This is a genomic window from Streptomyces erythrochromogenes (genome assembly GCF_036170895.1).
GTDB lineage: Bacteria > Actinomycetota > Actinomycetes > Streptomycetales > Streptomycetaceae > Streptomyces > Streptomyces erythrochromogenes.
The window spans coordinates 6,026,882-6,040,544 of record NZ_CP108036.1 but is presented as its reverse complement, the minus strand read 5'-3'; the positions used below and the strand labels follow the sequence as shown (position 1 = coordinate 6,040,544).

Here is a 13,663-nt window from a genome sequence, read left to right as displayed (position 1 = left end):
TCCCGGCGTGTTCCCGCGCATCCCGGCGTATCGCGTGGGGCGAAGGTCCCGGCACAGGGCGAGCATCGTTGCCCGCCCGGAGTCCTTGAGTGATGCCCGGCGGACACGGGATCGAAACCGCCGAGTAACGGACTACTTATGTTGCGTACTGCATAGTGTCTCACTCCAAGGGCGGTCAGCCTATGGCTCCGCCGATCCAGGTTCCCAGGACGTACGTCACACCGGCGGCCGCGCCGCCGAGCAGCAGCTGGCGCAGGCCGCTGTACCACCACGACCGGGCGGTGACCCGGGCGACGACGGCGCCGCAGGCGAAGAGCCCGGCGAGTGCGAGCAGTACCGCCGGCCACAGGGCCGTGGCGCCGAGCAGGTACGGCAGTACGGGGAGCAGCGCGCCCAGCGCGAAGGAGCCGAAGGAGGAGGCGGCGGCGACGAGCGGCGACGGCAGGTCGTCGGGGTCGATGCCGAGCTCCTCGCGGGCGTGGATCTCCAGGGCCTGCTCGGGATCGCGGGACAGCTGCATGGCGACCTCGCGGGCGAGCGCCGGCTCGACGCCGCGGGAGACGTAGAGCTCGGCGAGCTCCTCCATCTCGTCGATCGGGTGCTTGCGCAGCTGCTGCCGCTCGACGTCGAGCTCGGCGAGGACCAGCTCGCGCTGGGAAGCCACGGAGGTGTACTCGCCGGCGGCCATCGAGAAGGCTCCGGCGGCGAGTCCGGCGAGTCCGGTGATCACGACGGTCTGCGGGGCGACGGCTCCGCCGGCCACGCCGGTCATGAGGGCGAGGTTGGAGACGAGCCCGTCCATCGCACCGAAGACGGCCGGCCGCAGCCATCCACCGTTGACGTCGCGGTGGGTGTGGTTGTCGCGGTGGGCGGTGTGCAGCGGTGCTTCGATGTCGATGATGGACATGCGGCGCTATCTCCCCAATTGTCTTTACGGACGCCATGACGCGTCCGACTCCCCCTGAACACCTCGAAACTACGCACGATTTTCGTGGCCCGCCAGCAAGGAAGGCCGTACTTACCTGCGGTTTTGCGCCTCGGCGACCGGGTGACGCCGATGTTCGCGGGGTGTTTCGCGGCGCGCGACAAACCGCATGACATGGCACAAATCCCCCAAGGGCCCATGATGGGCCCCATCCACGTGGGAGAGGCGCGCCAATGGAGCCGGTGAAGCAGATTGCATGCAATCCGCAGGTCCTCCTCGAACGGGCCCGGGGCGCTCTTCTGGGGCTCGCGGTGGGCGACGCGCTCGGCGCCCCCGCGGAGAACATGAAGCCGTCGGAGATCCGGGCGAAATGGGGCCGCATCGAGGGCTTCGTGTCGGAAGACCCGGCCGGTACGGACGACACCGAGTACGCGATCTTCTCGGGGCTGCTCCTGGCCCGCCACGGCTCGGCGCTCACCGTCAGCCACGTCGAACGGGCGTGGCACCACTGGATCGCGGACCTCGACGAAGGCCCGTTCCGGGGCGCGGGGTTCTCCGAGCGCGGCACGCTGGAGAACCTCCGCCGGGGCCTGGCGGCGCCCATCTCCGCCCAGCACCGGCACGCGTGGTCGGACGGACTGGCCATGCGGGCCGCGCCGTTCGGCGTCTTCGCGGCGGGTCGGCCCGCCGAGGCGGCGCGGCTGGTCGCCATCGACGGCACCGTCAGCCACGACGGCGAGGGCATCTACGGCGGCCAGGCGGTGGCGGCGGGCGTGGCGGCGGCCATGGCGGGCGGCAGCGCGGCGTCCGTGATCTCCGCGGCCCTCTCGGTCATCCCCTCGGACTCGTGGACGGCCCGCTCCCTGCGCCGCGCGGTCACCGCCGCCCCGCGCGGGGAACGGGCGGTCCGCTCGGCGGTGGTCATCGGCGGCTACCCGTGGACGGACCTCGCGCCGGAGGCGGTGGGCCTGGCGTTCGGCGCATTCGCCGCCTGCCGCGGCGACTTCTCCTCCTCCGTGCTCACCGCCGTGAACATGGGCCGCGACGCGGACACCACGGCCGCGGTGGCGGGCGCCCTGGCCGGCGCGATGTCCGGGGCCGCGGCGATCCCCACCGCCTGGGGCTCGGCCATCGGCCCGGTCCGCGGCAGCTGCCTCCCGTCGATGCGGGGCTACCACGTCCTGGACATCGCGGACCTCCTCACCCCCGAATACGAGGCCGCCCGATGACCCAGACCCCCCTGAACGACCCCGCCCGACCGCAGCCCGCACCGACGAACCCGCCGGACCGCCCGACCCCCGACCCCGCCGCTACGGCGGCCCGGCGGCCGGAGGCCGTTGCGTCGGCCCCGGGCGCCCCGACGGCCCCCGCGGAACGCGGGCCGGACGGGTGGCCGCAGGCCGTGGCTACGGGCCTCCGGCCGGACCCGGCCCCGGGCCGGGAACCGGAGGCCCGACGGTGGCCCGCACCGGCAGACCTCCGACCGGACCCGGCAGGACCCCCCGCCCTCGGCCCGGGGGCCGAGCCGGCGGCCCCGGGGGCGGCGGCACGGCTGCAGCCCGTACCTGCCGATCGGGCAACCCTCGCCGGACTCGGCCCCGACGGGCGGCCGCGGGCCGTACCGTCCAGCCTGGTGGCGGGCCACGTGGCTGAGGCGCAGCTCGTGGCGAACCGCCGCCCGGGGCCGGGCGCTCCGGTGGACCAGGCCGGCCACGGCTCCGGGACGGGGCCGACCCCGAGGCCGGAGGAACGGCCGCATCCCGCACCGGCAGGCCCGGCGGCGGGCGCGCAGCCGCGGGCCGTACCGACGGGCCTCCGACCGGACCCGGCAGGACCCCCTGCCCTCGGCCCGGGGGCCGAGCCGGCGGCCCCGGGGGCGGCGGCACGGCTGCAGCCCGTACCGGTCGGCGGGCCGCTGCGGGCCGTGATCCGGTCCGCGCCGGCGCCGCACCCCGCGGACGCCCGGCCCGGACAGCCGGCATCGGACCGCCGTCCCATCGAAGGCCTCCTCCTCGGGCTCGCCGCAGGCGACGCGGCCGGCTGGCCCGCCGCCCGCCACCGCGCGAGCCGGATGCCCGAGTGGACCCGCCGCCTCACCCGCGAGCTCGACACCTTCGCCGAGCAGAACGCCACCACCACCCTCCCCGTCCCCATCGCCCTCAACCAGCCCCCGGAGCCGCTCCGCCTCGGCCCGTCCGACGACGCCGAATGGGCGGCCTTCGTCGCCGAGTCCGTGCTCACCGCCGCCGGCGTCCTCCTCAGCGACCTCTCCCGTTCCCGCCGCATGCGCGCCGCCATCGACCTCGCCTGGAACGCCCTCGCCTCCGAGGTCGCCGCGGCCGCGGAACGCGCACCCGAGGTGGAGTCCGCCGTACTCCCCCTCCGCGCCCGCATCTCCGTACGCGCCGGCCTCGGCAACCTCGCCACTGGCCTGCGCCCGCCGGCCACCGGCCACGACAACCCGCACTACTTCGACGACGCCGCCTGCGTGCGCGCCTGCGTCCTCGCCGTCGTCCACCCCGGCGACGCCCGGGCCGCCGCCGACCTCGCCGAGTTCGACGCCCGCTACACCCAGGACGGCGACGGCGTCCACGGCGCCCGCGCGATGGCCGCCGCCGTCGCCACCGCCCTCACCACCGCGGACGTCGACGCGGCAGTCGACGCAGCCCTCGCCCAGCTCCCCGGGGCCACCGAGATCGGCCGCAACGCCCGACACGCCGTCGGACTGGCCCGCGCCCACGCGGACGGCGGCGCGTTCGCCATCGTCCCGACCCTCGAGCACGAGATCGTGGACCACGTGTACAGCTACGGCATCGCCGCCGCCGAGACCGTCCCCGTGGCCCTCGCCCTCGCGACCGCCGCCCGCGGCAGGACGACCGAGGCCGTACCGGCTGCCGCCTGCCTGTCCCGCGTCGCGGACTCCGCCCCCGCCCTCGCCGGCGCGCTCACCGGCGCGGTCGGCGGCGGCGACTCGATCCCGGTCGCCTGGCGCGAGGCCTGCCGCACCCTCTCCGGCTGCGCCCTCCCCCGCCTCGCCGGCACCGACCTCGTGGAGCTCGCCGCGCTCCTCGCGCACACGGAACTCACCTCACCCAAAGGATGATTCGGACATGACGCTCACGTTGGAGGACCGGGCCTGCGGGGCCCTCGTCGGCGCCGCCGTCGGCGACGCGCTCGGCGGCCCGGTGGAGGGCTGGACCCCGGACCAGATCGTCGAACGGCACGGGGGCCGCGTGCACGGCATCGTCGGCCCGTGGCACGAGAACTGGCGCACCGCCCGCCCCATCGCCCCGTACCACAAGGGCGACGGACACGTCACGGACGACACCTTGATGACGCACGCGCTGGTACGGGTCTACGAGACGGTACGGGACCACCTCGACGCGTACTCCGTCGCCGAGCACCTGGTCCCCGACCTGATGTCCATCCCGCGCTGGATCCCCGAACTGGAGGCGGAGGCCCTGCCGTTGCAGCGGATCTTCCTCGCGGAGAAGTGGATGGTGACCCGCCTGCACTACGCGCACGCGGACCCGCGCGAGGCCGGCACCGGCAACATCGTCAACTGCGGCGCGGCCATGTACATGGCTCCCGTGGGCATCGCCAACGCGGGCAACCCGGCGGGAGCCTACGCCGAGGCCCTCGACATCGCCGGCGCGCACCAGTCCTCGTACGGGCGGGAGGCGGCGGGCGTGTTCGCGGCGGCCGTGGCGGCGGCGTGCGTGCCGGGGGCGACGGCCGCCTCCGTTGCGGAGACGGCCCTGTCCCTGGCCAAGGACGGCACGCGTGCGGCGATCTCGGCCGTCTGCGAAGTGGCGGGCGGGTACCGGGACTTCGAGTCGGCGCTCGCACCGCTGCGGGCGGCGGTGGCCCCGTACGACTCGGTCGGCCCGGACTACCGCACCCCGTCGCTCGACGCCCGCCGCCCGTCCCGCCTCCATGCGATCGAGGAGCTGCCGATCGCACTGGGAATGCTGCTCGTCGCGGACGGACGGTACGAGGCGGCCGTGCTCGGGGCGGTCAACTACGGGCGGGACTGCGACTCCATCGCCACCATGGCGGGGGCGATCGCCGGAGCCCTGGGCGGCGAGGCCGTGGTCCCGGCGGTCTGGGCGAAGCAGGTCGCCGAGGCCAGCCGCCTGGACCTGCACGCCCCGGCCGTTGCGCTGGCCGCCGTGGCCCGGGAGATCTTCGCCCGCGACCGGGCCCGCCGCCGCGCCCACGAATCGGCCTTCGCCGCGATCGCGACCCCCTGATGCCCCCGCCCCTCTGCGACCCCCTTCACCCCGGATCGGCGGTGCCTCCTGCGGCCGCCGGCCGACACCCGGCCAAGGGCCCGGGCACCGCCCGCCCGACCGCCCCCGCCGCCCCGGCCCCTTTCGCCGGCACCCACGAACCCCCTGGCCGGCACACGGCCGAAGGCCCGGCCGACGCCCACCCCGAGCCCGGCACCGGATCGCCGCCCCCGGCACCGGAGCCACCCACGGGTGAACGCCCGGGCACGGCTGCCGGCCGACACCGGGCCCACGGCCCGGCCGACGCCCGCCCGAAGCCCGGCGCCGGATCGACGTCCCCCGTCAACGCCCGCGAGCACCCCCGCGCAGCCGCCGGTGGACACGCGGCCACGGGGCCGGCCGCTGCCCGCCCGGTGGCCGACACCGACGCCACCGGCCGACTTTCGGCCAAGGGGCCGGGCACCGCCCGCCCGCAGCGCGACACGGGATCGGCGTCCCCGAAGCCGGCGCCCAACGCCCGTGAGCGCCCCGATGGACCCGTGCCCCACGCAGCGGCCATCACCGGGGCGAGTGCCGACACCGCGAGCGCGGCGGCCCTTGCCGGCGAACGTCCCGGCGGCCCCGCCACCGACCCGGTGGGTAACGCGCCGCTGCCCGGGTCGCCGCCGTCCGTGGACGGGCCCGCCCGACCCGCCCCCTCTCCGGCGGACGGCGTGCGCCTGACCTGGGCGCAGCCCGAGGATCTCGTCGGGCACGAGCTGCGCCAGGCGGCCGAGGACGGCCGGGACCCCGGTCCCGCGCAGCGGGCCTGGCTGGCCGCGGGCGGCCACCCGGCGCCCGAGCGCGCCGGGGCCTCCCCCACCCCGGCGCCCCCGCACCTGCGTGCGCTGGCGGCCCGCCTGCTGGACGAACTCGCCCGCCTCCCCTCCCCGCTGGCCGCCGACGAGCCCACCGCCTGGGCAGCCATCGCCGCCGCCTGCCCGACGGCCGCCTCCCCCGCTCCTGCGGCACCCCTGCCCACCCGACCGCGGCACGTCCGCCCCGAGCCCGCACACCTGGCCGTCGGCCCCGGCCGCCGGGGCCCGGCCGGGGGGCACGGTCAGCGTCCCGACCAGGCTCACGCCCCTGCAGGCCGGGCCCCCGGGGCCGCCCCCGAACCGGCTCCCCACCCGGAAGCCGCTCCCGAGCCGCGCCCCACCCGGGCCCACACCCCAGCCAACGAAGGGCCGGTGGGCCCGGCCCCCGGAAACCGCCCCGCACCGGCAGCACGCACCGGCGCCGCCGACGCGCAGCACCCCACCCGGGCCCACACCCCGACCGACCAAGGGCCCGGAGAGCCGAGTCCGGGAACCGGCCCCGAGCCGGTGCCCCGCACGGAAGCCGCTCCCGAGCCGCAGCACGCCCCGCCAGACGCCCCTCCCAGCCGGGGGCCCGTGGGCCCGGCCCCGGGAACAGGCCCCGCGCCCGCGGCACGCACCGGCGCCGCCGCCGACGGGCAGCGGCCCGCCCGGGCCTGCGCCCGTACGGGCCAGGGGCCTTCCGGGCCTGCCGCCTCGGGAGCCCGGCCGGGCGGGGGCGGGTTGCGGGGGCGGTTCGAGGCCGCCTGGGTCGGGCGGGCCGTCGGGTGTCTGCTCGGGAAGCCCGTCGAGAAGCTGCCCCTGGAGGGGATCCGGGCCCTGGCCCGCGCCACCGGCAACTGGCCGCTCGGCGACTGGTTCACCGCCCGCGGCGTGCCCCCGGAGCTCCTCGCCGCCCACCCGTGGAACCGCCGCTCCGCCCCGACCTCCCTCGCCGAGAACATCGACGGCATGCCCGAGGACGACGACCTCAACTACCCCCTCCTCGGCCTCCTCCTGCTCCAACGCCACGGCAAGGCCTTCACCACCGCCGACGTCGCCCGCCTGTGGCTCGACGAGCTGCCCGCCGGGCGCACCTTCACCGCCGAGCGCGTCGCGTACCGCAACCTCCTGCTCGGCCTGGAGCCGCCCGCCACCGCCACCCACCACAACCCCTTCCGCGAGTGGATCGGCGCCCTCATCCGCGCCGACGTGCACGGCTGGACCAACCCCGGCGACCCGGTCGCCGCCGCGGCCCAGGCATACCGGGACGCCGCCCTGACCCACACCGGCAACGGCGTCTACGCCGCCCTCTTCGTCGCCGCCGCCACCGCCGAGGCCGCCACCGGCCGCTCGGACGTCCACACCGCGCTGCGCGCCGGGCTGGCCGCCGTACCGCCCCGCTCCCGCCTCGCCGAGGCGATCCGCTTCGGGATCCGTACGGCCGCCGACGAGGCCGACTTCGACCTCGTCGTCGACCTGCTGCACGCCCGCTACGGGCACTACCACTGGGTCCACGCCGTCCCGAACACCGCCCTGATCGCCGCCGCCCTCACCCACGCCGACGGGGACTTCACCCGCTCCGTCTGCCGTGCCGTGTCCGGCGGCTGGGACACCGACTCCAACGGGGCCACCGCCGGCGCCGTCGCCGGGCTGCTCGCCGGCTCCCCGGAGCGGATCCCGCACCGCTGGACCGCCCCCCTCAAGAACCGTCTCGCCACCAGCGTCCCCGGCTTCGACGGCATCGGTTTCGACACCCTCGCCCACCTCACCGCACAGGAGGCAGCACGCTCATGACGGCCATCGCCGTGCTCGGCAGCACCAACATGGACCTCGTCGCCTACGTCCCCAAGGCCCCCCTCCCCGGGGAGACGGTCACCGGCCGCGCGTTCCGGACCGTCCCCGGCGGCAAGGGCGCCAACCAGGCCGTCGCCGCCGCCCGTTCCGGCGGGAAGGTGGTGATGATCGGCGCGGTCGGGGCCGACGAGTTCGGCGTACGGCTGCGCTCCGCGCTCACCGCCGCCGGCGTCGAGACGGCGGCCCTGCGCACCGTCGAGGGCGCCAGCGGCACCGCGCACATCACCGTGGACGACGAGGGCGGCAACCGCATCGTGGTCATCCCGGGGGCGAACGGCAGCGTCACCGCCCTGGAGGCGGGGGACGAGGCCCGGATCGCCGCCGCCGGCGCCCTCCTCCTCCAGCTGGAACTGCCCCTGCCCGCCGTGCTCGCCGGGGCCCGCGCCGCCCGCGCGCACGGCGTCCGTACGGTGCTCACCCCGGCCCCCGTCCAGCCGCTGCCCGCCGAGCTCCTCGCCGCCACCGACCTCCTCGTGCCCAACGAGCACGAGGCGGCCGCCCTGACCGGGCTGACCGACCCCCGGCAGGCCGCCGAGGCACTGCTGGCCACCGTGCCCGAGGTGGTCATCACCCTCGGCGCGGCCGGCGTCCTCTACGCGGCGCGCGGCCGGGACCCGCTGAGCGTGCCCGCGCCCCGGGTCCGGGCCGTGGACACCACCGCGGCCGGGGACACCTTCGTCGGGGCCCTGGCCGTGGCCCTGGGCGAGCGCCGACCGATGCCGGAGGCGCTGCGCTGGGCCTCGGCGGCTGCCGCGCTCTCGGTGCAGCGGCACGGCGCCCAGGACTCGATGCCGACCCGCTCCGAGACCGACGCGTTCGCTCTGGCCGCGTGGGAAGCGGAACCCCGCCCGGCGGGCCGCGGGGCGGCTGACGCCGCCACCGCGACCGCGACCGCTGGTACGGACGGGGTCGGCCGGGCCGACGACCGCCGTTCCGCCGGCTCCGGCGAGGCCGGGACCGGAGCCGCCTCGTGACCCCCGAGGAGCCCCGGACCCCGTCGGACACCGGGGACGGGAGCGTGTCGGGGCGATCCCCGCAGGGCGCCGAACGCACCGTCGCCGCACCGTCCGGCCCCGGGCCCCGTTCGGCGGCCGAGGAGACGCCCCGGCGCGCGCCCGGCCCCACCGGAGCCGCGGCGCCCCCGCTCCCCCACCGAGCCGGGCCCGTACCCCCCGGTCCCCACCCGCCGGCCGAGCCGTCGTCCGTCGACCGCCCACCAGGGCAAGGCCACGGGACCGCCCCCGCCTCCGGGCCCGGGTCCCGGGCAAGCACCCCGGAAACCGGACCCCCACCCGCCCCCGCCCGGCCGCAGCAACGACAAGGGCCCGAGCCCGCCGCCGCGACCGGCGTGCCGGCAGGCACCCCGGAAACCGGACCACCCCCCGCCCCCGCCCGGCAGGGGCAGGGGCAGAGGCCCGCCCGCGGGTCCGGTGTGTCGGCCGGCCCCGCCGACCCCCGCCCGCGGGCCCGGCCGTCATCCGTCCCCGCCCGGCCAGGGCAAGGGCCCCTGCGCGGGCTGCGGGTGCTCGACATCGCGACCCTCTTCGCCGGGCCCCTGACCGCGACCCTGCTCGGGGACTTCGGCGCCGACGTCGTCAAGATCGAGCACCCGACCGTCCCCGACCCCTCCCGCGGCCACGGCCCCGCCAAGGACGGCATCGGCCTGTGGTGGAAGCTGCTCGGCCGGAACAAGCGGACCATGACCCTCGACCTGTCCGCCCCCGGCGGCCGGGACACCCTGCTGCGGCTCGCCGCCACCGCCGACGTGATCGTCGAGAACTTCCGCCCCGGCACCCTGGAGAAGTGGGGCCTGGGCTGGCCCGAGCTGTCCGCCGCCAACCCGCGCCTGATCCTGGCCCGCGTCACGGCCTTCGGCCAGCAGGGACCGTACGCCCACCGCCCCGGCTTCGGCACCCTCGCCGAGGCCATGAGCGGCTTCGCCGCGGTCACCGGGGAACCGGACGGCCCGCCGACCCTGCCGCCCTTCGGGCTCGCCGACTCGATCGCCGCGCTGACCTGCGCGTACGCCGTGATGACGGCGCTCGCCGGACGGGACCGCACCGGGCACGGGCAGGTCGTGGACCTCGCGATCATCGAGCCGATCCTCACCGTGCTCGGCCCGCAGCCGCTCTGGTACGACCAGCTGGACTACGTCCAGCCGCGTACGGGCAACCGCTCCGCCAACAACGCCCCCCGCAACACCTACCGCAGCGCCGACGGCCGCTGGCTTGCGGTCTCCGCCTCCGCCCAGTCCATCGCCGAGCGGGTGATGCGGCTGGTCGGCCGGCCGGAGCTGATCGCCGAACCCTGGTTCGCCACCGGTGCCGGGCGGGCCCGGCACGCCGGCGTCCTCGACGACGCGGTCGGCGGCTGGATCGCCCGCCACAAGGCGGAGGAGGTCGTGTGCGCCTTCGAGGAGGCCGAGGCGGCCGTCGCGATCGTCTACGACGTCCGCGACGTGATGGCCGATCCGCAGTTCGCGGCCCTCGACACGGTGACCGAGGTCGAGGACCCGGAACTGGGGCCCCTGCGGATGCAGAACATCCTCTTCCGGCTGTCCGAGACCCCCGGCGGGATCCGCTGGGCGGGCCGCCCGCACGGCGCGGACACGACCGAGGTGCTGGCCGAGCTCGGACTGTCCGGCGCCGAGATCGCCGCGCTGCGCACCGAGGGGGCTCTGTGATCCTGACCTGGCTGTACGCACCGGGCGACCGCCCGGCGGTGGTCGGCAAGGCGCTGCGCTGCGGGGCGGACGCCGTCATCGTCGACCTGGAGGACGCGGTGGCGGTCTCCCGCAAGGAGTACGCCCGCGCCGCCACCGTCGAGCTGCTCGCCGAGCGGCCGCCGGTCCCCGTCCACGTCCGGGTCAACGCCCTCGACTCCCCCTGGGGCGGCGCCGACCTCGCCGCGCTCGCCGGGCTGCGCGGGCTCGCGGGGCTGCGGCTGCCCAAGATCTGCGCACCGGAACAGGTCGCCGCGGCCGCCGACCGCACGGGCGGGGTGAGCCTGTACGCCCTGCTGGAGTCGGCGCTGGGCGTGGAGCGCGCGTACGAGATCGCCCGCGCGCACCCGGCCCTGCGCGGGCTCTCCCTCGGCGAGGCGGACCTGCGGGCGGACCTGGCGGCCAGCGCCGAGGAGGGCCTGGACTGGTGCCGCTCCCGGGTGGTGGTCGCGGCTCGCGCGGCCGGGCTGGCGCCCCCGTCGCAGTCGGTCTTCCCCGACATCCGGGACCTGGAGGCGCTGGCGGTCTCCTGCGCCCGCGGCCGGTCACTCGGCTTCCTCGGCCGGGCGGCGATCCACCCGCGCCAGCTCCCGGTGATCGAACGGGCCTACCTCCCGGCGCCCGAGGAGGTCAGCGCCGCGGTGGAGGTGCTCAGCGCGGCGCGGGCCGCACCGGGCGCGCTGGCGCTGCCCGACGGCCGGTTCGTGGATCCGGCCGTCGTGGCGTCGGCGCACCGCACCCTTGCGCTGGCCGCGCGGATCCCGGTCCACTGAAACCCCGCCGCCCTTGCGCTCGCCGCGCGGACACCGGCTGGGCGCGGCCCGGCCTGCCCGGCGCACGCACCACGGACCCGGCGGCCGCACGGCCGGTGCCGCGTGGGGACACGAGAAGGGGGGTGCCGCGTCGTGCGCGGCACCCCCCTTCTCGACCTCTGTGAGGTCAGGACTTGTCGGCCTCCGTGGCCTCGGCGTCCACGCCCGGCTTGCGCAGGTCGGCCTTGACGGCGCCTCGGGCGAGGGCCGGCGCGGAGTCCTTCGGACCGGCGTCGGCCGCCTCCACCTCTGCCTTGGCCTCGGCCTTGTCCTTGCCGTTGTCCTTGGCCTCGACGGCAGCCTTGCCGTCCTTGGCGTCCTTGCCGCCCTCACCGCCGGAGGCATCCGGCTCGACGACCTCCTCGCGGCCCGGCCGCAGCTTCGCCGAGAGGACGAAGTAGACCACCGCGAGCACGAAGACGACGATCGAGGTCCAGACGTTCAGCCGCACGCCCAGGATGTGGTGCGCCTCGTCGACGCGCATGTACTCGATCCAGCCGCGGCCGACGCAGTACGCGGCGACGTACAGGGCGAAGGCCCGCCCGTGGCCGAGCTTGAATCGGCGGTCGGCCCAGATCACCAGGAAGGCGACGCCGATGCACCACAGCGACTCGTACAGGAAGGTCGGGTGGTAGGTCCCGGCGTCCCGGTTCGGGCCGGCGCTGATCTCCACCGCCCAGGGCAGGTCGGTGGCCCGGCCGTAGAGCTCCTGGTTGAACCAGTTGCCCCAGCGACCGCAGGCCTGGGCCAGTGCGATGCCGGGGGCCAGGGCGTCGGCCCAGGCCGGCAGTGGGATGCCGCGCAGCCGGCAGCCGATCCAGGCGCCGACCGCGCCCAGCGCGATCGCGCCCCAGATGCCGAGGCCGCCCTCCCAGATCTTGAAGGCGTCGACCCAGTTGCGGCCCTCGCCGAAGTAGAGCTGGTAGTCGGTGATCACGTGGTAGAGGCGACCGCCGACCAGCCCGAACGGCACCGCCCACACGGCGATGTCCGCGACCGTGCCCGGCTTTCCGCCGCGCGCGATCCAGCGCTTGTTGCCGAGCCAGACGGCGACGAAGACGCCGATGATGATGCAGAACGCGTAGCCGCGGAGCGGGATCGGTCCGAGATGGATCACGCCGGTCGACGGACTGGGGATGTAAGCAATGTCCATGGCAGACCTGACGCTACCCTGCCGGGCGGTGCGTACCGCAACCCGCCCGGCAGGGTCGAAACCAAATCCAGACATGGATCGGCGGAAGTCAGTCCCCCGAGGACCCGTTCCCGGTGCCGTTTCCGGTGCCGTTTCCGACCCCGTTTCCGGAACCGTTCGCGGAATTCTTCGACGCCGTCCTCGACGCCGACGGTGAGGCCTTCGCCTCGCCCTTCCCGGCGTCCTTGCCCGATTCCTTGCCGGTGTCCTTCTCGGAACCCTTCGCACCGGCCCCGCCGGAGCCCTTGGCGCCCGCTTCCACCTTCTCCTTCAGCTTCTGCGGGGTCAGCGGGTTGGCCTGGTCGGAGAAGATGTCCTTGCCGTCGAGCAGCACGGTCGGCGTGCCGCGGAAGTTCCCGGCGGCGAAGGCCTCGTGCGACTTGGCCACCCAGCTGTTGTGCGTACCCTCCTCGACGCACGCCTTGAACTCGGGGGTGACCAGCCCGTCCACCTTGCCCGCCAGCTCCAGCAGCTTGGCGTTCTTGCCGTAGGCGTCGTCGACCTCCTGCGGCTGGTTCTGGAAGAGGACGTCGTGGTACTCGGAGAACTTGCCGGCGTCCTGGGCGCAGGCCGCCGCGTTCGCCCCCTTCAGGGAGCCGCTGCCGCCCATGTTCCCGTCGATGAGCGTGACCAGGTGGTAGTCCACCTTGAGCAGGCCCTTGGCTTCCAGCTCGTGGATGGTGTCCCGGTAGTTGTCCTCGAAGGACTTGCAGGCCGGGCAGCGGAAGTCCTCCCACACGGTGAGGGTGGCCTTCGCCTCGGGCTTGCCCGTCTGGATGGCGAGAGCGTCCTTGCCGGTGGCGCCGCTGGGGGCGACGACCGGGCCGCCCTTGGCGCTGGTGTCCTTGCCGGCGTTGGCCGCGATCACGCCCACGACGGTCGCCAGGGCCAGGACGCCGACCACCGCCGCCGCCACGATGAGGGTCCGCCGGCGCTTGTCCCGGGTCTTCTGCCGCTCGCGCTCCGCTAGGAGTCGCTCCCGGGCCGATCGTTTCGTCGCATCGCGGTTGGCACCGTCGTTCTTGTCGCTCACGCTCCGCCAAACGAAGCAGGGAGGCACTCGCGTGCCTCCCTGCTCGCCATTCCA

9 protein-coding genes and 1 pseudogene are annotated in these 13,663 nt (G+C 76.2%); 7 read left to right on the top strand and 3 right to left on the bottom strand.

Features of this window, described 5'->3' with window-relative positions:
• Window positions 1-175: 175 nt before the first annotated feature.
• Complete coding sequence (locus OHA91_RS27625; protein WP_328740212.1) at window positions 176-907, bottom strand: VIT1/CCC1 transporter family protein; 732 nt, start codon at window positions 905-907, stop codon at window positions 176-178.
• Window positions 908-1,158: 251 nt separating this feature from the next.
• Between OHA91_RS27625 and OHA91_RS27620 the strand changes: the two genes are divergently transcribed.
• The 7 genes and pseudogenes from OHA91_RS27620 to OHA91_RS27585 all read left to right on the top strand — a co-directional run bounded on the left by OHA91_RS27620 (window position 1,159) and on the right by OHA91_RS27585 (window position 11,345).
• On the top strand, window positions 1,159-2,154 hold the full coding sequence (locus tag OHA91_RS27620) for an ADP-ribosylglycohydrolase family protein (RefSeq protein WP_051893057.1): 996 nt from the start codon (window positions 1,159-1,161) through the stop codon (window positions 2,152-2,154).
• A gap of 695 nt (window positions 2,155-2,849) precedes the next feature.
• On the top strand, window positions 2,850-4,028 hold the full coding sequence (locus tag OHA91_RS27615) for an ADP-ribosylglycohydrolase family protein (protein WP_266502712.1): 1,179 nt from the start codon (window positions 2,850-2,852) through the stop codon (window positions 4,026-4,028).
• 7 nt (window positions 4,029-4,035) lie between these two features.
• Window positions 4,036-5,178, top strand: a complete 1,143-nt coding sequence (locus OHA91_RS27610; protein WP_328740211.1) for an ADP-ribosylglycohydrolase family protein — start codon at window positions 4,036-4,038, stop codon at window positions 5,176-5,178.
• A gap of 1,208 nt (window positions 5,179-6,386) precedes the next feature.
• Window positions 6,387-7,790, top strand: a complete 1,404-nt coding sequence (locus OHA91_RS27600; RefSeq protein ID WP_381699799.1) for an ADP-ribosylglycohydrolase family protein — start codon at window positions 6,387-6,389, stop codon at window positions 7,788-7,790.
• Window positions 7,787-8,665, top strand: a pseudogene (rbsK, locus tag OHA91_RS27595) (ribokinase); the annotation flags it as partial. The gene OHA91_RS27600 and the pseudogene rbsK, both read left to right, overlap by 4 nt.
• A gap of 617 nt (window positions 8,666-9,282) precedes the next feature.
• Window positions 9,283-10,533: a CaiB/BaiF CoA transferase family protein gene (locus tag OHA91_RS27590; protein WP_408059190.1), complete on the top strand. Its 1,251-nt coding sequence runs from the start codon at window positions 9,283-9,285 to the stop codon at window positions 10,531-10,533.
• The gene (locus OHA91_RS27585; RefSeq protein ID WP_328740210.1) at window positions 10,530-11,345 is read left to right on the top strand and encodes an HpcH/HpaI aldolase/citrate lyase family protein; all 816 of its coding nucleotides are present in this window, start codon (window positions 10,530-10,532) and stop codon (window positions 11,343-11,345) included. The genes OHA91_RS27590 and OHA91_RS27585 overlap by 4 nt, the downstream gene beginning before the upstream one ends.
• Window positions 11,346-11,511: 166 nt before the next feature.
• Here the strand turns inward: OHA91_RS27585 and lgt are convergent, their stop codons facing one another.
• Both lgt and OHA91_RS27575 read right to left on the bottom strand, forming a co-directional pair.
• The gene (gene lgt / locus OHA91_RS27580) at window positions 11,512-12,537 is read right to left on the bottom strand and encodes a prolipoprotein diacylglyceryl transferase (RefSeq protein ID WP_078959209.1); all 1,026 of its coding nucleotides are present in this window, start codon (window positions 12,535-12,537) and stop codon (window positions 11,512-11,514) included.
• An 88-nt stretch (window positions 12,538-12,625) separates the two neighbouring features.
• Window positions 12,626-13,609, bottom strand: coding sequence for a DsbA family protein (locus OHA91_RS27575; protein WP_266502087.1), 984 nt, complete (start codon window positions 13,607-13,609; stop codon window positions 12,626-12,628).
• Between the last annotated feature and the right edge of the window lie 54 nt (window positions 13,610-13,663).

What these genes read in the sequence shown, in the direction of transcription:
- OHA91_RS27625 (WP_328740212.1), bottom strand. Translation starts at nt 907, where the DNA reads ATGTCCATCATCGACATCGAAGCACCGCTGCACACCGCCCACCGCGAC.
- OHA91_RS27620 (WP_051893057.1), top strand. Translation starts at nt 1,159, where the DNA reads ATGGAGCCGGTGAAGCAGATTGCATGCAATCCGCAGGTCCTCCTCGAA.
- OHA91_RS27610 (WP_328740211.1), top strand. Translation starts at nt 4,036, where the DNA reads ATGACGCTCACGTTGGAGGACCGGGCCTGCGGGGCCCTCGTCGGCGCC.
- lgt (WP_078959209.1), bottom strand. Translation starts at nt 12,537, where the DNA reads ATGGACATTGCTTACATCCCCAGTCCGTCGACCGGCGTGATCCATCTC.